Origin of the sequence: Secundilactobacillus paracollinoides, from assembly GCF_001702155.1 — a bacterium.
Taxonomy (GTDB): Bacteria; Bacillota; Bacilli; order Lactobacillales; family Lactobacillaceae; genus Secundilactobacillus; species Secundilactobacillus paracollinoides.
In genome coordinates, this window is the sequence record NZ_CP014912.1 from 71,618 (window position 1) to 97,615 (window position 25,998).

Annotated in this window: 15 protein-coding genes; 5 read left to right on the plus strand and 10 right to left on the minus strand. The window is 46.9% G+C overall.

What is annotated here, in order from left to right; translation table 11 throughout:
• Window positions 1–42 precede the first annotated feature (42 nt).
• Window positions 43–1,947 (minus strand): heavy metal translocating P-type ATPase, encoded by a 1,905-nt coding sequence (locus AYR61_RS00270; RefSeq protein WP_156770445.1) that lies wholly within the window; start codon window positions 1,945–1,947, stop codon window positions 43–45.
• A gap of 101 nt (window positions 1,948–2,048) precedes the next feature.
• Here AYR61_RS00270 and AYR61_RS00275 point away from each other — a divergent pair, with 101 nt between their 5' ends.
• On the plus strand, window positions 2,049–2,390 hold the full coding sequence (locus AYR61_RS00275; RefSeq protein WP_054709304.1) for an ArsR/SmtB family transcription factor: 342 nt from the start codon (window positions 2,049–2,051) through the stop codon (window positions 2,388–2,390).
• 656 nt (window positions 2,391–3,046) lie between these two features.
• Window positions 3,047–3,337 (plus strand): hypothetical protein, encoded by a 291-nt coding sequence (locus tag AYR61_RS00280; RefSeq protein WP_054713028.1) that lies wholly within the window; start codon window positions 3,047–3,049, stop codon window positions 3,335–3,337.
• A gap of 77 nt (window positions 3,338–3,414) precedes the next feature.
• Here the strand turns inward: AYR61_RS00280 and AYR61_RS00285 are convergent, their stop codons facing one another.
• On the minus strand, window positions 3,415–4,593 hold the full coding sequence (locus AYR61_RS00285) for an alpha/beta hydrolase family protein (protein WP_065900834.1): 1,179 nt from the start codon (window positions 4,591–4,593) through the stop codon (window positions 3,415–3,417).
• 140 nt (window positions 4,594–4,733) lie between these two features.
• On the opposite strand from AYR61_RS00285, the gene AYR61_RS00290 reads away from it, so the two are divergent.
• A complete protein-coding gene (locus AYR61_RS00290; RefSeq protein WP_065900837.1) occupies window positions 4,734–5,219 on the plus strand; it encodes a MarR family winged helix-turn-helix transcriptional regulator in 486 nt (161 codons plus the stop codon).
• Between the two features lie 396 nt (window positions 5,220–5,615).
• On the opposite strand, the gene AYR61_RS00295 is transcribed toward AYR61_RS00290, so the two are convergent.
• The 5 genes from AYR61_RS00295 to AYR61_RS00315 all read right to left on the minus strand — a co-directional run bounded on the left by AYR61_RS00295 (window position 5,616) and on the right by AYR61_RS00315 (window position 10,292).
• Window positions 5,616–6,206, minus strand: a complete 591-nt coding sequence (locus AYR61_RS00295; RefSeq protein ID WP_065900839.1) for a TMEM175 family protein — start codon at window positions 6,204–6,206, stop codon at window positions 5,616–5,618.
• A gap of 63 nt (window positions 6,207–6,269) precedes the next feature.
• On the minus strand, window positions 6,270–7,154 hold the full coding sequence (locus AYR61_RS00300; RefSeq protein ID WP_054712450.1) for a polysaccharide deacetylase family protein: 885 nt from the start codon (window positions 7,152–7,154) through the stop codon (window positions 6,270–6,272).
• A complete protein-coding gene (locus AYR61_RS00305; protein ID WP_054712447.1) occupies window positions 7,135–7,440 on the minus strand; it encodes a hypothetical protein in 306 nt (101 codons plus the stop codon). The genes AYR61_RS00300 and AYR61_RS00305 overlap by 20 nt, the downstream gene beginning before the upstream one ends.
• A 3-nt stretch (window positions 7,441–7,443) precedes the next feature.
• Complete coding sequence (locus tag AYR61_RS00310; protein ID WP_065900841.1) at window positions 7,444–8,658, minus strand: glycosyltransferase; 1,215 nt, start codon at window positions 8,656–8,658, stop codon at window positions 7,444–7,446.
• Window positions 8,659–9,218: 560 nt separating this feature from the next.
• Window positions 9,219–10,292 (minus strand): hypothetical protein, encoded by a 1,074-nt coding sequence (locus AYR61_RS00315; RefSeq protein ID WP_065900844.1) that lies wholly within the window; start codon window positions 10,290–10,292, stop codon window positions 9,219–9,221.
• A 478-nt stretch (window positions 10,293–10,770) separates the two neighbouring features.
• On the opposite strand from AYR61_RS00315, the gene AYR61_RS00320 reads away from it, so the two are divergent.
• Window positions 10,771–11,994 carry an acyltransferase gene (locus AYR61_RS00320; protein ID WP_225353333.1) on the plus strand — a complete coding sequence of 408 codons (1,224 nt, stop codon included), beginning with the start codon at window positions 10,771–10,773 and terminating at the stop codon, window positions 11,992–11,994.
• A gap of 74 nt (window positions 11,995–12,068) precedes the next feature.
• Here AYR61_RS00320 and AYR61_RS00325 read toward each other — a convergent pair whose 3' ends face one another.
• Both AYR61_RS00325 and AYR61_RS00330 read right to left on the minus strand, forming a co-directional pair.
• Complete coding sequence (locus AYR61_RS00325; protein WP_083220012.1) at window positions 12,069–15,752, minus strand: beta strand repeat-containing protein; 3,684 nt, start codon at window positions 15,750–15,752, stop codon at window positions 12,069–12,071.
• Window positions 15,694–23,637: a mucin-binding protein gene (locus tag AYR61_RS00330; RefSeq protein WP_065900851.1), complete on the minus strand. Its 7,944-nt coding sequence runs from the start codon at window positions 23,635–23,637 to the stop codon at window positions 15,694–15,696. The genes AYR61_RS00325 and AYR61_RS00330 overlap by 59 nt, the downstream gene beginning before the upstream one ends.
• Window positions 23,638–23,833: 196 nt before the next feature.
• Between AYR61_RS00330 and AYR61_RS00335 the strand changes: the two genes are divergently transcribed.
• Window positions 23,834–25,138, plus strand: a complete 1,305-nt coding sequence (locus AYR61_RS00335) for an IS1380 family transposase (protein ID WP_065900857.1) — start codon at window positions 23,834–23,836, stop codon at window positions 25,136–25,138.
• 393 nt (window positions 25,139–25,531) lie between these two features.
• Here the strand turns inward: AYR61_RS00335 and AYR61_RS00340 are convergent, their stop codons facing one another.
• Window positions 25,532–25,966 carry a hypothetical protein gene (locus AYR61_RS00340; protein ID WP_054712174.1) on the minus strand — a complete coding sequence of 145 codons (435 nt, stop codon included), beginning with the start codon at window positions 25,964–25,966 and terminating at the stop codon, window positions 25,532–25,534.
• Window positions 25,967–25,998 lie beyond the last annotated feature (32 nt).

The following is a 25,998-nucleotide window of genomic DNA, read 5'->3' on the forward strand; positions in this document are numbered from 1 at the left end:
AAAAGGCTGACGACAATAATGCCAGCCTTCATTTATTCTATCTTATTTTCTATGCTTTGCAGAGCGCTGAAGCCGCATTGCATTTAAAATTGCAATCAGCGTCACCCCAACGTCCGCAAACACAGCTTCCCACATGCCAGCTAAGCCAATCGCACCAGCAATCAAAAATGCAATCTTCACGCTCAATGCAAAGATGATGTTCTCCCAAACAATCACCTTCGTGTGGCGCGCAATGGTCATTGCTGTCATCACCTTTGAGGGCTGATCATCCATGATGACAACGTCAGCCGCTTCAATGGCCGCGTCAGAACCAAGGCCACCCATGGCGATACCGACATCCGCCCGTGCTAACACCGGTGTATCATTGATACCGTCACCCACAAAGGCCACCTTACCATTCTTAGCATGAGCCGCAGTCGTCAACTGGTCCACAATGCCGACCTTCTGTTCCGGCAACAAGCCTGCCGCAACGTTAGTGACACCGATTTCGGTTCCGATTGCGTCTGCGACTGGTTCACTGTCGCCAGTCAGCATCCATGTCTCGTTAACGCCGTGCTTTTTCAAGTCCGCAATCGCAGTCTGTGCATCCGGTTTCGGTTGATCTGCTACCGTAATGGCCCCAGCGTATACGCCGTCTAAGGCCACATATACTACAGTCTCAACCGTTTGTAGCTCGGAAACAGCGATGCCGTTTGCGTCAAGGGCTTTCGCATTTCCAACCACCACCTGCACCCCATTGATCAGTGCTGCGACGCCATGGCCAGCCGTTTCAGTCGACTGTGTGACCCGGTAGGTCGTTTTATCTACTGGAAACGCACTAACGATAGACTGTGCGATTGGGTGGGTCGACTGCTGTTCCGCGGCGGCCGTATACCCGGTCAACTTTGCTTCGCTGACCCCTGATACTGGCAACACTTGGCTCACTTCGAACTGGCCCTTTGTGAGCGTGCCCGTTTTATCAAACGCGACGACCGACACCTGATTTAAGACTTCCAGGAAGTTACTGCCTTTAACCAAGATGCCGTTTCGCGACGCCGCACTGACGCCACCGAAGAAACTCAGCGGCACAGAGATCACCAACGCACACGGACAACTGATCACCAGAAAGACCAACGCACGGTTGATCCAAGTCGACCAATCCCCCATGCCCACAAACGGTGGTATAATAGCCAACATGACGGCCAGGCCGACCACGACTGGCGTGTAGATCTTTGCAAACCGTTTGATAAACCGTTCCGTGGTCGTTTTCTTGCTGCTGGCGTTTTGAACCAGGTCCAGGATTCGCGCAATTGTCGAGTTTTCATATGGTTTTGTCACCCGCACATCAACTGTGGTACTCTGGTTGATGGACCCGCTTAAAATGGTGTCACCGCGTTGAAGTTCCCGCGGCATTGACTCACCCGTCAGCGCTGACGTATCAACAAGGGTGCTGCTGGTCAGTAATTCACCATCCAGCGGCACGCGTTCGCCGGCCCGAACCACGATGATGTCGCCTGGAACCACGGTTTCGGGTTTGACCGTTTCAGTCGTGTCGCCCCGGCGGACGGTCGCGGTGGTTGCTTTCACCTTAAGCAGCGATGAAATGGAACTTTTCGATCCACTTATGGCGGCGTCTTCAAACAGCTCACCGATTTCAAAGAACAGCATCACGGCAACGGCTTCAGGATACTGCTGTAAGAGCAGCGCCCCAACGGTAGCCACCGTCATCAAAAAGTTTTCGTCAAACAGCTCACCGGCGCCGATATTTTTCACTGAATCGAACAGCACCGGATGGCCGATCACTAAGTAAGCCAGCACGAAGGCAGCAATTTTAAGCGGTGATGCTGGTAACAGGACCGCAATGATCATTAAGAGAATCGTGACCATGATCATTGTGACTCGTCGTTTATCCTTAAACAAACTACGAATTATTGGGTTGTTTTGTCTCGTTGCAAGACTATTTTTCATCAAACTCACCTCATTCATATTTATGTACGCGCATATGTTAATATGTATTATAAAGCCTTTTCACCAAAATTTCAACCCATCACGGAGGTTTACGCACTATTATGGAAGATTCACAACACCTAGAACTCGTTACGCACTTAAAAGATCACCTCGTCCCAACAGCCGAACTGGAGGATCTGGTCAGCCTTTTCAAATCGCTGGGCGACCTCACCCGTCTGCGAATCATCCTCGCGCTGGCACAAACAACGCTAAGTGTATCGGAATTAACCGACATTTTGGGGATGAGTCAGTCAACCATTTCTCACCAACTGGGGTTGCTTAAACAGATGAACCTGGTTAAAGGCACGCGTTCGGGGAAGAACATTCACTATCGATTGGCGGATGAGCATATTTTGACGATCGTTCAGACGGTTAAGGACCATGTTGAGGAGCAGAAGAAGTAAAAATAGGATATATTTTTACATTTCTATGCTGTTTGCAGCGCTTAGTTATGGTTTACCGCAATTGTATTCGGAAGACTATCAGCGGATTGCCCTATTTTTGGGTGGTGGCTGATTTTTTTGTTTGGGTTGGATATTTTGAGGTATGTTTTCGATGTTAGATGATCGTTCGTTGCATTCTGCGGTTTGATACGCCGTGTTGTGCTCGGGATGTGTTCTCTTATTATAATTCAGCAAAATACAGGACTAGTGCGACTACTACCTTTGTTCACAAGCAGTGGTTTGATTTTACTCGGTGGGCATTGCCACGTGGTTCTTCTGTTATATTGCGGAAACGTGTTCAGCAAGACAGAGGGCTACTGCGTAAGCAACTCTGGCCAAAAGTCAGTTGTTCTATTCTACTGATTGGTGCTGGCTATGCGCTCCCTTGTTACATTGCGGAAACGTGTTCAGCACGGGGCTAACGTGTAAGGGACTCTGGGCTAAAAGTCAGGCCCGGACTTTTAGCCCAGAGTCCCTTACACACCGCCCCTAACCCGCCTTGCTTCACACTCTGCTTCACACTCTTATATAACTCTTTACCCTTCCTTCACAAAAACTCAACCTTTTCCTGCCATAATAACGACAATCAAAATCGAATGAAGGAAGAAGGTCCTTTCATGCTCAAGACAATGAACGTCCCTGGATTACCCGTTGAAAATCTCATTATTTGGCAACAACTCTTTCGACAATTCAGTACTGCCCCACTCCCTCGTGATTGGGACACCGCTCAAGATTTCCTTTTAAACCAAGGCGAGGTCTCCGAAATCATTGCCTGCTCCTCACAAGCTGAAGCGCAATGCCTGATTATCGAGGACAATGCCCGCATGGCGCTCTGGCAACAGGAACCCGACGCCTTTCACCTCTTTGGCCTTCAAGACGTCCACAGCTATGTCCTGGTTATCCAATAACCCCTACCGACTACTAATAAACACACAAAAAACGTGCCTGACAGTTCTTTCCGAGCGGAACTGTCAGGCACGCTATTTTAGTTGGTTTGTAAGGTGTCATCTAACCAGTTAAACACGCGCTGGTTAAAATAATTTAAAGCTCCCATTTGGCAGTGTTCCTCAGCCCCATCCTCTGGACCAAACGTCACTAGCGTTTTCGGTGATTGAATTGCGTTGTACAGGTGTTGCGGCTGGCCTTTAAAGAAACCGTCGCCCGCTGCATCACCGATAAAAATTGGACACTGGATCTTATCAGCAATCCCCGCCATTGAATAGGCGGTCGTTTTATTAAAGAGGTCCTCAATCGTTTTCACGCCAAACGTAAATAACCCGTTATCGATCACCCACCGCACGTTTGAGCTCTTCGCCATCAGCATCTTTAGCGTTGGCTCAATGTCTTTAAATGTTGCACCTTCATGCCCGCGAGCGGCGAACGCATCCGCAAAACTAAACGTAAACACGCCGTCGTCGGCAATAACTGCTGCTAGCCGATGGTCAAACGCTGCCGCCCGTGGTGCAAGGAAGCCGCCAAAGCTGATGCCCATTAACGCAATCTTATCCGACTGCACCTCTGCGCGTTGTTCTAGAAAATCAAGTGCTGGCCCCACAACGTTCTCCCAGTCGGGTCGAAATGGCAGGTGCTGTTCACGAATCATGGCACCCTGCCCCGGCCCTTCAAACGTCATGGCGTTATACCCGTGCGCCAGAGCGTCGATCACAACTTGGAAGTAAAGTTCATCGCCAGTAGAATCGTAACCGCCGTGAACCAGAAGTGTCGGCCGCGGTTGGTCGTCAATCGTATAGAGGTAGCCCGGCATCGTTGTGTCCTCATAAGGAATGGCCACAATTTCAGCGCACTGGTTGGAAAGCCGGATTCCCTTTTGAAACGCATCGCGACTCATTGACCAGGTAGCGAGTAGTCGCGGATCATCAGGATTACCATGTAAAAAGAATTCCGCCGAACGATAATAGTTTGACGCTTTCAGATAATTTTGACTGGCACTCAACATGTGCCCCGTTTGTTCAAACGACTTCCCGCGTGCGAACACCCGGTCTGCAAGGGCCAACCAATGGGTGTACCAACTCTCAAAATTGTTTTCTTCAATGGCAGCGGCTGTGGTTAAAACTTCGCTAACGTCTGCCCCGCCGTATGGTGCGTAGGAGAGCGTCCGTAAAGCTTCGTAGGAAAAAGTTGGGTCATCAAACATAAATTTCATCGTAAAAACCTTCTTTTTAATTTAATTAGGGTACTTAATGGATTACATAATAAGGGTCCCTAACTAAAAAGTCAACCATTAAGTTAGGGGCCCTAATAATTTATGGTATACTGATGATATTCATAGAAAGAAGGCATCCCATGACTGACCGACTTACCCAACACGAACTGACAGAAAAATTCTTTGATCTGACGCTGCTCTTTGAACTCGAAATGCAGCAAAAAACAAGTGCGCCACTACTATACCAGGGTCAGGGCAACATCTTAACGGCCCTAGGTGAACGGGATGGTCAGTCGCAAAAAGACCTCGCGCAACGCTTGAAAATTTCCGCACCGTCCACGACTGAATTCGTTTCCAAATTGGTTAAAAAGGGCTTGGTCAAAAAAAAACGCTCCGAAAAAGACAAGCGTGTCACGCTGATATCGCTAACTGACGCGGGTCGGAAAAGTCTCCAAACAGTCGACCAAGCAGACATCTCAGCCTGGCAGTTGCTGACCGAATCCCAACAGGAACAATTCGGGCAATTGATGGACACCTTGATTACGAAGTTAGCTGCACAGTATAGTGATCCGGAAAGTAAACAGCAGTTGGCGGGATTGAGGAGACGATTTGTGAGCAGAGTGTGAAGTAAGGCGGTTAGAGGGCTCCTGTGTAAGCAACTCTGGTCGAAAAAGTCCGGGCCTGACTTTTTTGACCAGAGTTGCTTACACAGGAGCCCTCTGCCTTGCTGAACGCGTTTCGGCTATATAGCATAAACCCACGCTTAACTCCACCAAAGAAGCCCAAGTACACCACAAACCGCATCAACATTCCTAACAACCACAACAAACCAGCCCCACCCGATAGCCTTCTTAGGCGACTGGGTGGGGCTGGTTTTATGAACTTTATAGTCAGATGCTGCTGACTTTCTAGGCCTCGTAGCTGAAACGCGTTCCAGAAGGCAATGGGCTACTGCAGAAGGGACTCTGGTCACAAAAGTCAGACCCGGACTTTTCTGACCAGAGTCCCTTCTGCTCCGCCCCTTAACCGCCTTCTTCCACGCTCTGCCTCGATCTCACCACCGAATTCGCAATCCAAACCACTAGCATCACCATCACCGAAATCAGCCCAATCGGCGCCCACAAAAACGTCAGCGCGCAACAGACCACATTCACACACACCGTCCACTTTAACGATTTTGACGTGCGTTTAACCGCAATCGGCAGTGGTTGCCCTTTTCTTTCAAATTCTTGACGGATACCGACTTCCAACCACAATGTCGCTAGCGTGATCAACAAAAAATTGACCGCGTAACTGAACTCAGCGGGTGCCGCCATTAAATGTTCGCCGACCCACGACGTTGTGAACGGTAACAGCGACAACATCAACAAGTACACTGCATTAAGCCACACGCTATTGATCGGGACGACCTTAAAATACTTAAATAGCTCATGGTGAACCGTCCAAAAATAGTACGTTCCCGTGAAACTCACCACGTAGCTAATGAGAATGAATTTATTATCCAGCAGTCCCTGCCACCCACCAGACACTGGTGTTTTAAGTTCGAGCACCATAATCGTCATGATGATGGCAATCACCCCATCCGACAGCGCCAAGACCCGATTTTTATCCATAAAAAGCCCCTCCTAGTTTACTCTATCAAGTGTAGCACTTTGACTAGGAGGGACCATTTTAAATTATCGCAGCCATTGACTGATACTCTTCCAACTGCTGTTATTCACGATCATCCGCGGCGTCAAACTTAAATTATCGCGTGATGTCACGATTCCGTTATTCAAGGTATAGATCACCTTGAGTGTCGGTTGGGTCATCAAAAAGTTTTCGACCTGGGACGTCCCGCTTCCATACGGATAAGTAAAGATATCAGACGTGTGGCCAGTCTTTTCTAACATCACCTTTTGGCTTGTCGCAAAATCCTGCTTAAAGGCCGTGAAGTTGGGACGCAGGTTGAACGCAGGCGTGCCGTGTTCAAGGTAGTGCATATTGTTGGTGTGAACACCCAGTTCCATCCGATTCCCGGAAGTCCGCTTGAGTTGCAGGATCTGTTTCCAGGTCGCCAACTGTTCGCCACCAAAGTAACGGCCAGTGTTCCCAGTAATAATCGATGCTGTAAACGGATAGTTGTAATGTTTCATCACGGGCGCCGCGTTTTCCACCAGCGTCCGGTCAATGTCATCAAAGGTCAGCACCACGTACTTGCCGTGAACAGTCCGATGCTTCTGGAGCATGGTCACCATTTGTGCGGTCGAGATCACTTTGATGTGGTGCTTTGCCAAGTAAGCCATCTGTTTTTTAAACTGCGACAGGTTGACGTTATAGGCGTGCAGCTGGTTATTGGGGGTTAAGTCCTCAATTGTTTTTACGGCGGCGTTATCGTCCAACACCCGGTGATAGCAGAGGACCATGATGCCGTTTTGTAATTGCTTATCTGAATTCGCTAAGGCAAAGTTCTCACGGTTGCCCAGTTCAAACTTCAGATTTTTCTGGACCGTCACCGTCAGCAGCCCTAAAAACGCGACGACAATAATGCCCAGGATCCACTTACGCATTGTTTTTGTCATTGACTGCCGCCTTTCTCTTTAACCGCCGAATGTGCACGACGCCGTAGATTGAAATGAGTGCGCCAGTCACGAGAATCAGGGTCCCTAACAGACGATAGATGCGAAAGGACAGGTTAAACAACGAGTAGTTGACCACCAGCGCGTCCGAGTAAATGCCGAAAATGAAACAGACGTTCACGATTACGAGGTAGAGGGCAATCACCCAGAGGAGGATGAGCAAAATGGCGCGTCGCAGCCGTGACCCCAGTGACGTTTTCTTGCGAATGATTAATTTATCTTTATCCATGCGCTACACCCCTCGATCAGGACTGGACCAGACACCCTTGCGTTGCGGGTCAAGGAAAAACGACCCCAGCGCCGTGATGCAGCTGATCAGGTTAACGACCCAGTAGAAAATAAAGTACATCGGCAGCAGTAACAGATCCTGCCAATCCACGTATCCTTGCCGCTGTGACGCCGTAAACCCGATGATGAACTGAACGATACTGATAATCGTCAGAACGAACAGGATGCCGCCGTCTAGAATCAGCGCTTGGGCAAAAAAGATCGTCAAAAAGTACAGCAATACTGAGAACGTGCAACAAAGTGCCCAAACATTACTGATGATCATGTCGACCAGCAACCACTGTTCGGCAAGTTTACCCGTAAAAATCAACCGGCGATTCCGAACCAGGACTTCCAGCCCACCACGGGCCCAGCGCCGTCGTTGCCGGATCAATGCCCGGATGTGTTCCGGAACGAGAATCCAGGAGACGGCTTGCGGACAATGGATTACATGCCAGTTTTTTGTATAGAGTTTCCAAGTCATATCGATGTCTTCAGTCAGCGCTTCAACGGTCCAGTGGTTAACAGCTTCGATAGCTTGTTTACGGTACACCACGATAACCCCTGAAACAGTGGTGATGTGGCCGGTAATAAACGCCTGACCACGCTTGATGATGTCGATGATACCAATGTATTCAAGCAGCTGGAGCCGGCCAAGTAACGTGGTTCGATTACGGACAACTGGCCGACCCGCGACGGCACCTGCTTGCGGATCATTGTAAAATTGCAGCATCATGTGTGACAGTGCGTCAGGGTCAATGTAGGAATCCGAATCCAGACAGAGTAAATAATCCCCGTCAGCGTGGGTCAACCCGATGTTTAAGGCGTTTGCCTTACCGCCGTTTTCAACAATTGGCACGACCTTCACGTCGAACTGGTCTTGATACTGTTCCCGCAGTTGATACATGACCTTCAGGGTGTCATCTTGACTGCCGTCATCAATGAGAATCAGCTCAAAATGACGGTAGGTCAGGTTGGCAACTGATTCAACGACTTCGTGAAGGGTATCTTCTTCGTTGTGTCCGGGGATCAAAACGGAGACCAGCGGCGTTGGCTGGTCAGCTGCCGGGTGCTTCAACGGTAATTCATGCTGTTGAACCCCAAAAAACAGTGCTCCAATGATCCAGACGATCGACACAATTAACGGGTATAAAATGACAAATAAACTCAGTAAAAACATAGTTGACTCCCCTGCTAAAATTCAAAAGTGACGGGTTGTATAGTTGTAAGTCATCAATTTTTCCTAGGCTGGCCAATTGATGACGGGTTTTTGTAAATGAAGCTATCTTTTCATAGTTAATAAATCTATGAAAAATTAATCGATTTAATCACGAACTTTGCCATTGTAATGGAGGGAATTCGTGTCGTCAACCCACTAAATTTTTACTAAATTTGTAGTTGATTGGGTTGAACACCTTTTAAACTGCACGTTTTAAGCTGAGATAATGACGTGTTTCAGCCTGGCTTAGTTTCTGAGACAACTGATTTAATAGGATTCTATGCAGGTTATCGAATAATCACGCAGGTGCTAAGTAAAACGCAATCGATTCCTGGATTATTGACTGAGACTATTTTCAATGGTTTTCTATTGTAATAAATGATATGGAAACGTGATAATTATTTCATAAATTAATACCTAACCAGGAACCTGTTCCCTAATTTGCTAGTCAAAAAAGGAGACCTTTTATCAAGGTCTCCTGACATCCTATAGAGACGACTTAACGTCCCAATTAGGTTTATTTATTTCGCCATTTTTTGAAGTTGTTGCCACTGACTGTCCGTAAAGTAGCTCTTATCATCTTTCATTTCATTGAGATAAGACTTCTGGCTCGCCTTTGGTAACTGCTTATACTCCTTTAAAATCGACTGGAACGTTTTGTTGCTCATTTTTGGTTGGATTGCTGCTTCAACGTCCGCTTCAGTGATCGTGTTTGCCTTGGAAGGCACCTTAACGTTTTCCTTGGTGTTCACACTCTTAACCTGGGTTACAACGTTAATGTGTTTGAGGCCATCCGTCTTGTCACTTCCAACAACCTTGACCGTTTCTTTGTTGGACTTAGTGTTATAGCCTAAAGTGATCTTAAAGTTCTTGAGTGCATCCTTCATGTCCTTGATATCAGACTTGGATACCTTATTGTCCTTATAAGACTTCTTGCTCTTTGCCACCTTGTTGTAGGTATTAGATAACGTGGTCACGTCCTTAGCCGTGAGGCGGTGAGTGATCTCGTTGCCATTTTTCTTGAACGTCTTGTTATCAAAGTTGTTAAAGTCTGTCATCCATGCTTTACGAACCGCCTTTGAAAATGCAATATCAGACTTGGAATCGCTTGCCTTAAAGTTAAAGGCATTGTCGGTATCCTTTTCAACAAGGTACTTCCCCTTCAACTTATTCAGGGAAGCTGTGTCAAAGCTCATCCCGCTCTCTGCAGAGCCTGATTCAGCCTTCAATGCAGAAGCAACAAGGTCGCCGCTGATGTAGGCTTTGTCGTTAGCGATAATGACGCCGCCTGCCATCTTCTTATACTTGCCATCTAATGACAACTGGTTCTTTTTTTGGTTCAACAGCATTGTCATACTGATCTTGCCAGTCCCAAAGACCGAGTTTAATGTTTTTTGTGATGTTGCATCCGTTAGACTCAGATTCTTGATGTCCATGGAAAATTGAGTCTTCGTATGGGTCCCCGTTTCCTTAAAATACCCATCCGTAAACGTACTGCGAGCTGACTTACCGCAGCCGCTTAATCCTGCTAGTGCGACTAATGCTAACCCCGCGCCTACAAATTTGATCTGCCAGTGATGTTGATGATGTTGCATGACTGGTGCCCCCTATAAAAATTTAATTGATACAGTGTCTATTCCTTTACCATTTTCGCATACTTGTGTCATTTTTCATTATCAGAAAATAACGAATGAACTGGAATATTGGTCAAAAATTATGGAAAATAATCAAAAAACAGGGATACGTTGGCTTGATTGTTAGATAACTAGCTTCTTATCCTTTACTTACGGTTCTTACTTATCACTTGCTAACACCTACCCAACTGAGCGAAACAAAAAATGATTTAGCCCGAACCTATACCATTCTTGACCACCTGCCGACCCCTTCAACAGCCTTAACAAAATCCTAAAAAAGCCACCGAACAGCCTGTTAATCAACGCCTCGACCAATTCGTCGAACCAACACAATAGTCGTTTAAGTCGTGTTTAAGTTTTCTTCCGTAGCCTGTATCTTGCTTGTTCCACCAGCCCAAAAACGACTGCGTGGCAAAACTGACACGGAAGGTGACTCTACTTGAAAATCGCACGCGCGACACCCATTACAAAGCCGCAACATAAACCACATCTTTACGAAATTGATCTCATGCGACTCCTCTTTATCTGTGGCGTTCTATTGAATCACACTATTAATGAATTTACAGGGTCAATGGCTTCCACAACGGCACTGCCCTACTACACCGTGGAATCCATCCGCCTCATTTTTCACTTCACACGGATGGGCTTTCTCTTCATGAGTGGCCTCGTGCTCATGTTGAACTATTATCACCGCAACGACTGGGGCACGTTTATGAAAAAGCGCTATAACGGCAGTATTTGGCCCTACCTGATCTGGAATTTCATTTTCCTGAGTATTACCACCCTCGTTGGCAGCGGCAGTTTCAACCTCCATGACTTTAGCATGCAATATTTAAGCTATGTCATCCATGGTAACCAGTCCTACATGTACTTTATGCTGATCATTATGCAGTTGTACCTGTTATTCCCGGCCATTGTTTGGTTGTTCCGAAAGTTCGAAGGTCACCATACGCGGCTCCTTATCATGAGTTTCGTCCTCCAATTAGCCATGATGTTCTTCATTAAATTCTACATGCGAAACGTCGATACATCGAACTGGCTATACTGGTTCAAATCCTACAGTATCAATGTGTTCGTCTATCAGTTCTACTTTATCGCGGGCGGCTATACCAGTCTGCATCACGAGGAAGTCTACGCTTTTGTGAAACGACACATCCGCACCATTGCCACAGTGACGGCCATGTTATCGCTTGGGACGATCGTCTACTTCCGCATTTGGAACGAGAAGATTCTCGGCCTCAGCGAAGGGTTATCAGACACACCACACCAACCCTACATGTTCATCTATGATACCTGCATGATCACTGTCATTTTCTTTGTCGGGAAACAGTATGCTGCCTGGCGCGAACACGGGATGCCCGGCTGGCTAGACCGGTTGATCCAACGATTCGCCAAAGTCAGCTTCGGGATGTACCTCAATCAGATTATTGGTCTGACCTTGCTTAAGATCGGTCTGAGCCATTTGGCCGTTTCTGATTTAACACTGATGTTCTTGATTCCAGTAGGTTATCTGTTTGTGCTTGGCTATTCATTTACATTAGCTTGGCTGTGCTACAAGGTCTGGCCATTGGGTATCTTTGTTGGTCGGCCGCAAAAGGTCAACCCATTTAAACGCCATCGTGCTTCAACGTTGGTCTTGAGTGATAAACCCAATCGCAAATAGTCGACGACAACACAAAAGCACCCCCACTTATATATAGTGGAGGTGTCTTTGTGTTCAATTCTTTGTATCAGCGTTTAGTTGTCTTCGTGTTTCTTACGACGTGTGCCCGCAAGGCCAAAGATGCCAAGTATAGCGCCGAGTAAACCGAGTACGCCCGCCTGGTTTGTCGATTCAGACGTCTGTGGTAGATTTTGCTTACCCGTCTGATCAGCAGTATGGGTTGGTTGATCTAATGACTTGTTAGTTGTCGCAACTGATTGACTTGCAGCTTGCGCCGTACTGATGTTGTTCACACCAGCTTCAGTGCTATTGCTGTTCGTGGCAATCGTGTTTGCTCCCTGACCAATTGTGGTTGTTTTAACAGTGTTACTGTGTGCACCAGAATTGGTGGTTGAAACATCCGTTCCAGTTTCTGAACTGCTACCCGTACCAGTCACTGTGCCAGTAGTCCCAGTTTCTCCAGTGGTACCCGTTGTGTTGTTTTCAGTACCTGCATTAGTTCCAGAGTTCCCACTACCAGTTGTGTTGTCGTAGTAGTCTGACGCACTCACTGATGGCGGTGTCGGCACATCACTCTTGGTGTAACTAATCGTACCGTCTGAGGTAACCGTTTCACCAGTCTGACCAGTTGTGTTACCAGTCGTATCTGTACCAGTTCCACCGTGGGTCAACGTGATACCGTTTGGCTCGTTGTTCTGAACCGTGGTTTCACCAGTCTGGCTGGTCTCACCTGGTTGAACCGTGATTGGCGTCAACGATGGCTGCCCACTCGGTGTTTCGGTTGCCGTTGCAGTTCCATTTTGGTCAATCGCAACGTGTGTTTGATCACCATTTGGCCACGTTTTATCAATCGTCGTAACCTCGCCGTTGCCATTCGTGGTCAGCGTCGTGGTGCCACCATTTGGATCATCCGTCGTTGTGGTGACGTAGTAATCACTTGGATCAACGCTAACTGGGTCAGCATTCGCAGTCTTCGTGTAGGTGATTGTGCCAGTGGGTGTGACCGTTTCACCCGTTGTTGAAGGTGCCGTTGGATTACCATCTGAATTCGTCCCAGTCGTGTCATGACTCAACGTCACGCCAGTTGGTTCATTATTCGTGACGGTCGTCTTACCAGTCGTAGTGGTCTCGTTTGACTGTGTCGTTACTGGCGTCAATGGATCTTGACCACTTGGGGTTTCCGTTGTCGTGATCTCATTAGTGCTGGTATCAACATCAACTTGAGTTTGATCACCATCAGACCACGTCTTGTCGATTTTAACAACGTTACCGTTACCATCCTTAGTTGTGGTGGTTGTCCCACCGTCAGGATCAGTAACCGGTTGGCCTGTGACAAAGTAATTACTTGGATCAACACTGACTGCATCCCCGACTGCTGTCTTGAGGTAACTTATTGCGCCAGTTGGCGTCACAGTTTCACCAGTAGTTGAAGGCGCCGTTGGGTTGCCTTCAGTATCGCTACCAGTTATATCATGACTAAGCGTTACGCCGCCATTTGGTTCATTATTCGTAACGGTCGTCTTGCCAGTCGTAGTGGTCTTACCTGGCTGCGTCGTTACTGGCGTCATTGGATCTTGACCGTTTGGTGTTTCCGTAGTCGTGATTTCATTAGTGTCGGTATCAACATCAACCTGCGTTTGGTCACTATCCGGCCACGTCTTGTCGATCTTAACCACGTTACCATTACCATCTTTAGTTGTGGTTGTTGTCCCACCGTCAGGATCAGTTACTGGTTCACCTGTAACAAAGTAATCACTTGGATCAACACTGATTGCATCACCAACCGCTGTCTTGAAGTAGCTGACTGTGCCTGTTGGGGTCACCGTTTCACCAGTTGTTGAAGGTGCCGTTGGGTTGCCAGCCGAATCCGTCCCAGTCGTGTCATGACTCAATGTCACACCATCTGGTTCATCATTGGTAACCGTTGTCTTGCCAGTTGTTGAGGTTTCGCCTGGTTTTGTTGTTACTGGTGCCAATGGATCTTGACCACTTGGTGTTTCGGTAGTTGTGATCTCATTGTTGCTGGTATCAATGTCGACCTGCGTTTTGTCACCATCTGGCCACGTTTTATTGATCTTAGTGACTTTATCATTACCGTCTGTAGTCGTGGTGGTCCCGCCATTTGGATCATCCGTGGTTGTCGTCACAGAGTAATCGCTTGGATCAACACTAACTGGTGCTGCACTAGCCGACTTCGTGTAACTAGTCGTGCCAGTTGATGTGACTGTCTCACCCGTTGTCGCTGAGGTCGGATTACCGTCCGCATCTGTTCCAGTAGTATCATGACTCAGCGTCACACCATCTGGTTCATTGTTAGTCACGGTCGTCTTACCAGTTGTCGCGGTGTCGTTTGGACTGATCGTGACAGGTGCTAATGGTTCTTGCACACTCGGCGTTTCCGTCGTCGTGACCACATTAGTACTGGTATTAACTGCAACCTGCGTCTCATCGCCATCCGGCCAGGTTTTATCGATCTTTGTGACTTGCCCATTACCATTCGTAGTCGTGACAGTTGTGCCGCCGTTTGGATCATCAGTCGTCGTGGAAGCAAAGTAGCCATCTGGGTCAACGTTAACTGGTGCAGCACTTGCCGATTTAGCGTAACTCAACTCACCCTGTGCCGTCACAGTTTCACTAGTTGTAACCGTTACTGGATTTCCATCGGCATCTGTGCCGGTGGTTGTATGACTCAATGTAACGCCATCAGGTTCGCTGTTCGTCACCGTTGTCTTGCCCGTTGTAACGGCTGTATCCGTTGGAACAGATACTGGCCCAACTGGTTCACCGCCATTTGGTGTTTCAGCGGTGGTGACCACAGAGGTGCTTGGTTCAGTGTCATCAGGCGTAATTGAAACCTGCGTCTGGTCACCATCTGCCCATGTCTTATTGATTTGTGTCACATCTCCATTGCCGTTAACGGTCGTGGCAGTTGTGCCACCATCCGGATCCGTGGTCGTTGTCGTGACATAGTAATCACTTGAGTTAACGCTAACCGCATCACCAACTGCTGAATTCTCGTAACTGACCGACCCAGTTGGCGTTACAGTCTCACCGATTGTTGTCGGTGCCGTTGGGTGACCTTCAGCATCCGTTCCAGTGGTGTCGTGGCTCAACGTAACGCCACCCGTTGGTTCATTATTCGTGACCGTAGTCTTCCCTGTTGTCGCGGTATCGCCTTGATTGATTATTACAGGTGTTAGTGGCTCCTGACCATTTGGTGTTTCAGTCGTCGTGATCACATTAGTCTCTGTATTGATTGCGACCTGTGTTTGATCACCATCTGGCCAAGTTTTTTCGATATTTGTGACCTTATCGTTGCCATTTGTTGTCGTAGCAGTGGTGCCACCATCTGGATCATTTGTCGTGGTCGTCACGTAGTAATTACTTGAGGCAACGCTGACCGCATCGCCAGTATCGGACTTAAAGTAGGCCACTGTTCCATCTGGCAGAATCGTCTCACTGGTAGATGAAGGTCCCGACGTCGGATTCCCATCAGTATCAGTTGGCGTTGTGTCGTGAGTCAGCGTGATGCTGTTTGGCTCGCCGTTTGTCACGGTCGTTTTACCAGTAGTCGTTGTCTCACCAGCATCGATGCTGACAGGCGTCAATGCCATTTGGCCGTTCGGTGTTTCTGTGGCTGTTGCAACGTTCGTGTCCGTATCAACAGTAATGTGTGTTTGATCACCATCCGGCCACGTCTTATCGATGCCAACAATGTTGCCGTTTATCATCCGTCGTGGTGGTCGTCGTGCCGCCATCCGGGTCCGTCGTCGTTGACCCAGCGTAAGTGTAAACGACTTGCACTGGGGTCAAGGCAATCGTGGCGTCACTTTGACCCAGTGCCGTTGTGAGGTCACTTGCTGAGACAGCTACGACAGTCGTTGGTGTCACAGTGTAATCCGTTTCTGCGGATGGCGTGTAGGCCGTCAAACCATCAGTACCGGCAACTGTCCAATCCGTGAAGGTCAAAAATTCACCAGTGGTACTATCGAATATTGCGCTTCTTGTGTAGGCGGTCGATTGGTTAGCCAACGTTGTGGTGTCGCCATCCTTCGTCCCGCCAACAAATGACGCATCGATTGCACGGCTGACAGTCTTATTCAAATCAGCATCCGTAATCGTCTTATTTGAAGCTGGCCCATCTGGTGAAACTGGGTCACCGGTGTTGATTGGTGTTGTGACGGTGGCTGTGTCATTTGCGCTGTACGTGATTTTAACATCGGCACTGCCGGCCACAAAGCTGTTGATTTCGTCGTTGGTTGGGGTTACTGCTGCAGCATTGCCTGACGCGGTGTAGCCGAGTACTTTGGGTGACGTTACTGCCGTGAAGCCATCGTTGGTGGCGTTGTCGTCATCACTGGTGGCTAACGTCCAATCGCCATAGCTTAGGAAATCACCAGTTTTTGCATCGATCGTTGCTGTCCGCGTATAGTTACCTGTTTGCACCACTTGTGCTGGTGTATCAGTCCCCGCATTTTCGTACGTAATCGTCCGTGAAATTGACTTATTTAATGCCGTCGCACTGACACCGTCTGGGTATTTAGCCCCATCCGGATTGCTTGAATCAATTGGATCTCCTAGATTCTTTGGATCCGTTGGGTCAATAGTAATTGTTGCATCTTGTGAGTAAATAATCGCAACATCAGCACTCTTGTCCACAAAATTAGAGATGTCATCATTTGTTAGGGAGACTGCTTCTGCGTCACCTGATGAGGTGTAGCCTACTACTTTCGGTGAAGTGACTGCTGTAAATCCGTCGTTTGTGTCGTTGTCGTCATCACTAGTGGTCAGCGTCCAATCGCCGTAGCTTAGAAAGTCACCAGTCTTTGCATCGATTGTTGCTGTCCGCGTATAATCGCCCGTTTGCTTAACACTTGCAGGATCATTTGGTTCTGCTCCTGTGTATGTGATGGTTCGAGAAATTTGTTTGTTCAGATCAGTTTGATCGACACCTTCTGGGTACTTAAGCCCATCCGGGTTGCTTGCATCGATTGGATCTCCAGCATTCTTTGGATCCGTTGGGTCGATTGTGATGGTTGCATCTTGAGCGTAAGTAATCGCCACATCATCACTACCTGCAACAAAGCTACTGATTTCATCATTCGACAATGTTGCCGCAGCGACATCACTTGACGCTGTGTAACCTTTCACTGCCGGTGAAGTAACTGCTGTAAACCCATCGTTGGTATTGTTATCGTCATCAGTAGTGGTCAACGTCCAATCACCATAACTAAGGAAATCGCCAGTCTTTGCATCAATCGTTGCTGTCCGCGTGTAATAACCCGTTTGTGTAACACTTGTCGGATTATTTGGTTCCGCGCCACTATAATTGATTGTCCGTGAAACTGACTTGTTCAATTCAGAATCGCTAACACCATCTGGGTACTTTGGCCCATCAGGATTACTTTGATCAATTAGAGTCCCTGGATTCTGAGGATTCGTTGGGTCAATTGTAATTGTGGCATCTTGTGAGTACGTAACCGAAACATCAGCACTGTGGGCAACGAAATTAGTGATTTCATCGTTCGTTGGCGCTGTCGCTGGTGCATCACCTGATGCAGTGTAGCCAAGGACTTCAGGTGAAGCAACGGCTGTAAACCCATCATTGGTGTCGTTACCATCGTCACTAGTGGTCAACGTCCAATCGCCATAGCCCAGCAATTCACCGGTCTTCTCATCAATTGTGGCGGTCCGAGTGTAGTTACCCGTTTGACTGACACTCGCTGGGTTTCCAGAAATCACACCAGTGTACGTAATCAACCGTGAAATTGATTTATTTAAGCTGGTTTCATCAACACCTTCTGGGTAATTTAGCCCATCTGGGTTGTTGGAATCGATTTGATCACCTGCATTCTTTGGATCTGTCGGGTCGACCGTGATTGTCGGATCTGCAGTGTAAACGACGTTAACGTCCAATGACCCATCCGTGTAGTTGGCAATGACATCTGATGTGACTGCCAAAGCGGGAACATCAGCGATATTAGGTGTGTATCCTTTAATTGTTGGGGTTTCGTAACCATTGAAACTCCCATTTGCATAGTCGATGGGCGCCGTTGGTGAAGTGCTGACTTCCCAGTCTGAATAGCCTAAAAGTGTACCGGTAACCTCATCGACAGTGGCAGTTCTAGTAAATAAAGCACCCTGTCCAATTGTATTGATTGAATCTTGACTACCGGCGTAACTATAGGTAATCGTCCGCATAAGAATCCGGTTAAGGTCGGCGTTGGCAACCCCATCAGGATACGTTGCCCCAGTTGGATTACTGGTATCAATCAACGTTCCTTGCGCATATGGCTTATTCGCATTCACCGTGATTATCTTATGAACTAAATTAACCGAAATCACTTGGTCGGTTTGATCAGTCACAGCATAAGTCACCGTGCTTGCCTGACCATTCGCGAGTGTGTATCCAGCAGGGATCTTAGTCGTTGCATCGTAACTGATTGTCTCGTCTGGAGTACCAGTTGTTGTATCTGTGGCAACCACCTTATCGGCACCATCCGTTGTATCAACATAATTCACCTTGATGGTTTGACTGGTACTTTCTGCGTTGACAGTGTAATTGAGCGAGATCGTCTCACCAGGTGTCGCAGTCTTTAAGGCGTTTGGCACGTCCAAAGCGGTAATATTCATCAGTTGACCACCATTACCAAGCGTTCCGTTGGTAGTCCCCTCGCCTGTATAGGTGACTGCATAACCACTTGCTGCTTTCACAGTTGGCGTCCCCAGAATGGGACCAGCTAGCTTCCAATTAGTGTTAGCTGCATATGTGTACGTCCCAGTCACGTCGTCTTTAATGGCAGACCTCGTATAAACCGCACTTTCGTTACCGTTTGTGATCTGTACTGCGGTTGGATTATCACCCGCAACTACATTGACGTTGACAGTCACATGAGTCGCATTGTAGTCAGCCGTTCCAACAGTCGTATTATCCGGATCAATCGTTTCAGTTGCGTGAACCAAATGGACAACAGCATTATCCGAGTCATCGTCTGTCAATACACCAGTGTAGGCTGCGGCACCGTCAGTAACTGTAACGTTACTATCTTGTGTCGTTGCCAACGCATAACCGGTCGGAATGGCAATTGGTGTGTTCTGTGCCGGATCATCAACGAAGCCAGAAATGGTTTGGGTGTCCGTCAACGCCGTACTGTTGCCATCTGCGTCCTTATCGTCATCGTCGACGAAATCAACGGTGGCGGTTGCTTGAGCGAAGTAGACTACGGCAATTGAAGCGTATTGAAGCAAATCAGACTGGTCTGACTTTTTAATTGTGACTGGACTGCCAAATGTGATCAGCATCCCGTTACCAAACATGTCAGCAAGCATACTGCCGTTACCATTTGTTGCTGGCTTTACAGTGTCTGTTGTGCCATCGTTCATATTTTGAACGGCACTCACAGAAGTCTTTTCATCATTTACAGTTGCGACCACGTTGCTAACGTTTTCATCATTTCTACCGCCAGTTACATACGTATACGTAATTGATTTAATTTGTGATGTTGGATAACCATTAACAGCCACATCCGCTGTACTGGTATTACTGTCCAACGGATCAAGATTAATGGTTTGTGGCGCCGTCAGTGTGTTACCGTTTGTGTCGGTCACTGTGACGGTTACCGTTGCAGTATAGTGCGTCAGGTAAATATCAACCGATTTGCTTGTTCCAAATGTATATGGGATCGAACTTACTTGAGTTGGTCCAAGTTGATACTCGGTACCCGTAGGCCAACCAAATAAATCAACTGCGTAGTTCTGAGCAGAATTATCACTAGCCAAACCAGTTTGTGTCGCCGTATGAACAGTAGTATTTCCATTTTGCGTATCAATATAATTAAACGTAATTGTCGAAGTGGCAGCCGTTCCTGCAACGCTTGTAAACGAATAATTAGGGTTGGCTTGACCAATTTTTGTTAAACCAGCATCGCTCAATGTAACAGTCATCAAATCATTGACATCAGTCAGAGTATAATCAGAACCCTTTGTCAGATCACTGAATTTATAACTTGGTGCCAAGGAAGAACCGCTCGCAATATTAGCGGCACCAGTAACTGCAGGCACGTTGAAACTTAGTGAGACTGCTGGCGTTCCATCCTTAGCAACCGCCGTAATTACTGGCGTGACAGTCGCCGCTCTTGCCGTGACTGTCATTTCGGCAGTCATGTAACTAAAGTTGGCTCCATTCACATCGCCCTTAATATAACTGGCAAAAGTTGTGTTCAACCAAGCAACACCATCAGCGTTTAATTTTTCGATATAAGTCCCAACGTTTTGGTCTCCGCTGATCGGTGTAAAGTCAGACACGCCTGTTTGTCCAGTGATTGTTTTATAACCCGTTAGTACGTTATTTTTTGTGTCATAGTATTTGCCTTCAATTGTCAATTGTGGTGCAACACTAGTCACCGAGGTTCCATCATAGACTTTCGAAATCGGTACAAAAGAAAGTTGATTTTCAATCACAACCTGACTAGTTGCGGCACCACTCGCAAACGAAACTTGATAAAGACCACCCGTAGTCGTGGCAAGCGCACTATTGATTGCATCGATACCCGCTTGTGTCAGCGTATAACTGTACTGGTCGCTTGTTGTGCCATCATTAGCCAGCGTAAAGTACTTACTCAAGTTCGCACTAGTCCCCATGGCAGCCAAGTCATTCACAAAAGCCGTCTTTTGACTCGCACCAGCACCTGCGAAGTATGTTGAAATGGCCGTGTTGTTCCAAGCCAACCATGACAGAGACCCTGTTGTTGCGTTTGTCGCGTCAGAGTATTTTGTGACCCCTGTTGTTAAGAAACCAGAAGCGGTCGTTGTGCCATCATAGTTGGCAACAACTGCCTGACTTAGCGCCATCGCAACTGTTTGAGTGGCCAAGGTATAAGTAACCGTGGCTGTTCCAGTTGCTGTTGCTGATAAGGTCAAAGTCCCATTATTAATGGCTGACTTATAATTTGTGATCGTACCGGCTGTAATGGCAATTGTGTCGCCAGCATGGGCTGAAACGGCTGTCCCGTATGTCCCATTCTGAGCAGTACCACCGTTAACCGTGTAGGTGAAACCCGCAGTACTCCCTGTTGGCGCACCCGTTTGTGTAACTGTAAACGTCTGTGCGATTTGGGTATAGGTAACTGCAGCACTACTAGCCTTGTCTGCAGCTAATGTGATCGTATTGTTGTTAATTGAAGCGTTGTAGTTTGTGATTGCGGTTGGGGTGACGACAATTTTATCGCCAGCATGAGCGCTCACTGCCGTACCATACGTGCCGGTTTGCGCAGTTCCGCCGTTGACCGTGTATGTGTAACCCGCAGTACTCCCTGTTGGCGCACCCGTTTGGCTCACCGTAAACGTCTGCACAGTTTGGCTGTAGGTCACTGCAGCACTACCTGCAGCGGATGCACCAAGCGTGATCGTCCCGTTGTTCACACTGGCGTCGTAATTTGTTATTGTCCCTGGCGTGATGGCAATGGCGTCACCAACATGGGCAGTAACCGCCGTTCCGTATGCGCCAGTTTGGGCGGTGCCGCCATTCACTGTATATGAGTACCCAGTGGTATTTCCGGCAGGTTCACCCGTTTGCGTCACTGTGAATGTCTGTTCATTTGCGGTATAAGCCACTTTAATAACCCCACCCGCAGCCGAAATCACTGGGGTGTTGTTTGTCGTGTCCGTGTCGGTATCGTTAAACGTTGGTGCTGTGTAACCGGCCACCGTTGGTAATTGCGTCGTATCAATTGGCGCGCCGCTGACTCCAGTAATGGCTGCCGTGGCTGTCCCAATGTTGACGCCGTTTGCGTCCGTTGGCTGGATCGTGTAGCTCACCTGCTGGCCATAAGTGACAGTAACCGTGTTGATGGCGTTAACCGTGTCGTCGTAACTCACAGAAGAAGCTGGAGAAACGCTATCCACGTACCCATCTACCGTTGCGGGTGTTACGTTCAACGTGTCGCCATCGGTCAGATCAACTTCGACCCCGGCACCATAACTGACGCCGGTTGCACCATTCACCACTTGACCATTACTGTTGGTCACCGTGTAATCAAACGTTGCGGTACTTGGGGCACCAACTGATTTAACCGTAACTTGCCCAGCGTTAACCGTGACAACTGAATAAGGCACGTAAACCACGCCACCACTTTCAGGAATGGTGATTGAACTGGCGTCGGTTGGCTTCGTGTAGCCGTTAATTGTCGTCGGTAAGTCGATTGCGTCGCCAAAGGAACCGGTTAGGTCAGCACCAGTGCTAGTTGTCGTGATGGCTGAACCAATTGCCGTGTAGTTTGTTTTAACAACCGATCCACTGGCATCTTTGACAATCGTTTCGATAGCGGGTTGTTCGCTGTATGCCAACTCGTTTGAAGAAACGACCTCAGCGTAAAAGCTGACCAGGTAGGCCTGCGTTTGCGGACTGACATAGTTGGCCACATCATGCGGGTTGGTATCCGTTGTATCTGTACCGGTGTAGGTTGTGGTTAACTTATCGCCGTTCGTGTCGGTGAGGTTGTTGCCGCCGACTTCATTCCAAACTTCGTTGAGGTAGGTTGGATCGTCTAAAGTTGTGGTGCTTGTGATTGTCGAGTCAGTAGCAGCATCCGCTACACCTTGATCGTAGAAAGGTTTGATGTAGTGGTAAACATCCCAGACACCTTGTTGAAAGGTTTCAGTCATCACAGTATCGCTTGCTGGTATTGACACATTGAATTTTGAAACATCGATCTGGCTTGGTGTTGTATTATCCGTGATTCCTAATGCTGTCCAAACGGCATCAGGATCTGATGCACTTTCTGAGTACATTGTCTGAATCGCATCATATTTACCGACCATTGCGTAACCATACGCGGCACTGACAATCGCCTTTGAATATGCCAGATAAATTTGGTTAAACATCGAGAAATCAGGAAAAGCAATTGCGTTACCAGACAAGGTAGTATCGTTCCAACCTGTTGTTGTACCAGGTTCTGTTGCACCGACGTATTCCCCTAATGTGTCGTTGGAATTAATACCCACTAAACTCATCATTGCACTTAACAGAGAACCAAGAGAATCTCCCAGATTTTCATACATCGATTCGATATGGGTCACAATTGTGGATAACGAGTATGCGCCATCAATTGTCATTAAAGCATGGACCAGCTCATTGGAATTTTCGTCAATATTATTCAAAATACCCGTCGATGATGTATCTTGCATACCCTGCGTGTCGGACGCAGTATTCACAGCTGGTAAAATTTTCTCCAAAACATATGATTCGGCACCAGGCACAATTTCACTAATATAAGTACTTACAATATTATTAATAAATTCACTATAAATTCCGGACCAAAACTGCGTATTCATTCCTGAAGGCATAGAGTAAGTGGCCATCTGAGTATTTTCAAAACCAACCGAAGCTGCACCATTACCGGATGCGACCATCATAAATTGTGTTGAAAAAACATTTGCGGTCTTTTGGAAAACATCACCCACTGAAGTATCAGCACCGTCACCAAATTCAGTCATGGCTACCTGATCTGCCGTCGTCATATTATCCAAATTATCAACTAATTGATTAATATAACTGTCACTAGAACCATCAAAATAATAGTAAATTTCAGATAAGTAATCCATCAATCCAGCAAAGTCAGCGTCACTCTGATTGTTTAATGCCAAACTTAAACGAACATTACCTTTACCATACTTATTAACCCTGATTTATTCACAAAGATATGCAAAATACCCATCAAACACATGCATCACGCGTTTGATGGGTATTTTGTATTTTCACCTTTTAAGTACACAAAAAGAGCCCCAGCTCTGGTATAGTTAAATTGCTAAACAAAACCACATGAGAGAAGAGGACTCTATATTGAAAACTTTACAGGAAATGGCATTAAATTTCAACAAAAACATTTTAGTATCGCATACGGGTGGTCAATTATCTTCCGATGGCGGGCTAACATTGTGTGTAGAGCTGATGGCAAAATTCCAGTTCACCATCTTGGCCGACAAACTATTGAGGTTCAATGACCAGCGACGATATTGTCAACACAGTAATTCTAGTATCTTAAAACAGTTAATTCTTCAGATTATTGCTGGTTATAGCGCAGATTCTGCGGCAACTTCTTTAGAAAAAGAACCGCTTTTTAAATTATTATTGGATAAACCGTCTTTGGCTTCACAAGCAACAATATCACGTTTTTGGCAACGCTTTGATAAAGATAGTGTTAGCACATTACAGACTTTAAATGAGGCTTTGATCGACCGTGTTCGACTATTAACCAACCAGACAGCCACGATTATTGATATCGATTCGACTCACTCAGACACTTATGGCAAACAGGAAGCCACTAACTACAACGCACATTATGGTACTGAAGGATATCATCCATTACTGGCAACTGATCAAGATGGTAACTTATTGAAAGCTGTCTTGCGTCCTGGAAATGCCTACACCAGCAAAGATGTAAAAGCTTTTTTAACACCACTATTAAAGCATTATCAAACTCAGCTGCCCACGACTGACATTCTGGTTCGTGGTGATAGTGGCTTCGCCACGCCAGAAGTTTACGATGTCTGTGAAGCCAACGATGTGTTTTACATTATTCGACTCAAATGCAATCGAAAATTACAGAATCTAGCTGAAAAGTTCGTCAAGATCAGTGATCAAACCCAGTGGCAAGAGGAAGAGACTCATTACTACTCTGAAATCTATCAATCAGCATCGTGGCCTAAGCCACGGCAGATTTATATTAAATCAACTCGAGTAGCTGGTGAACTGATCTTTTCACATGAATTTATCGTCACTAATCTGACTAATTTAACGGCTGAAACTGCCTTCGAACTGTATCACAAACGCAGCCAAATGGAAAATTACATCAAAGAAGCTAAAACAGGTTTCTTTTTCGATAAGACTGATAGTTCAACGTTTAATGCCAATGCTGCCCGGATGATGGTTAGTGTACTGGCTTACAATATTGTCAACTTTTTAAAGCAGCTAGCACTGACAAAACATGATTCCGGCTTGTGCGTTAGCACATTGCGGATCCGTTTATTCAAAGTTGCGGCACGTGTTGTGCATACTGGCCGACGCATTCAGTTGCGGCTGAGCTCGTATCATGTTTACCATCGGCTGTTCTACCAGGCTCTACAGCGTATCCAGGCTATTGAATAACCGGCAAAATTAAAAAAATCTGTACAACCAAGGGACAAGTGTATCCAAAAGTTCAAAGCAATTCTGAGTTAGTTGAAAGATCTCACTAGCTAGAACTGATAAACATCGTATTTCAGCAAAAGATAAAGACATACCCGTCAGTTTTCGAAAAAATACGAAAACTGACGGGATTTTTATGAACTATGAATAATTCAGGCTTATTTCAATGCACGACCATATTGTCCACCACGATGCAACTACCTTGATTTTAAAGGCCTTAATTGAAATTCTCTCCCCTCAACACTAACTACGCAACACCCGCGCAATCCGCACAAAAAAATCAACTTCCCCAAAAAATAAAAGCCCCCGACACAAGTGCCGAGCAGCTCTCATTCATTTATAAAACGGTTTCGGTTACATCACAGAAGACATGATCCGCTGAGTGGCAGAAGTCACCTTATCCATCATGTTTTCCTGTTCATTTTCTGAAGCGTCGAACGCCTCAGTATCCACAGTTTGTGCTGCTGGATCAATGGCATCAACCATCTTCTGGCAGGCATCCGCATAGTTGCGGTAAGCGGCAACTAACTGCTTGTGTTTGCCAAGTAACCGAACTGGGACACTAGCCTGTTGCAACTGATTCAGATTGTCAGTATAGGCATCAGTCCCCTTTTGGAACGTGGCCTTAATTGCCGTTAACGTTGCTTCATCAAGATCTGCAACCTTATCCTTATCAATCGCATCACTTAGTTTCGTGAAGTCGGGGTTCATCTCGCCACCCGTTTTATCAGTGGCTTCAATAATTTTAGTCAGGGCTTGTAAATAACCCGTCATATTATTTGGTTTCATTGTGTGAATCTCCTTTTTGATCGTGGCCTGCA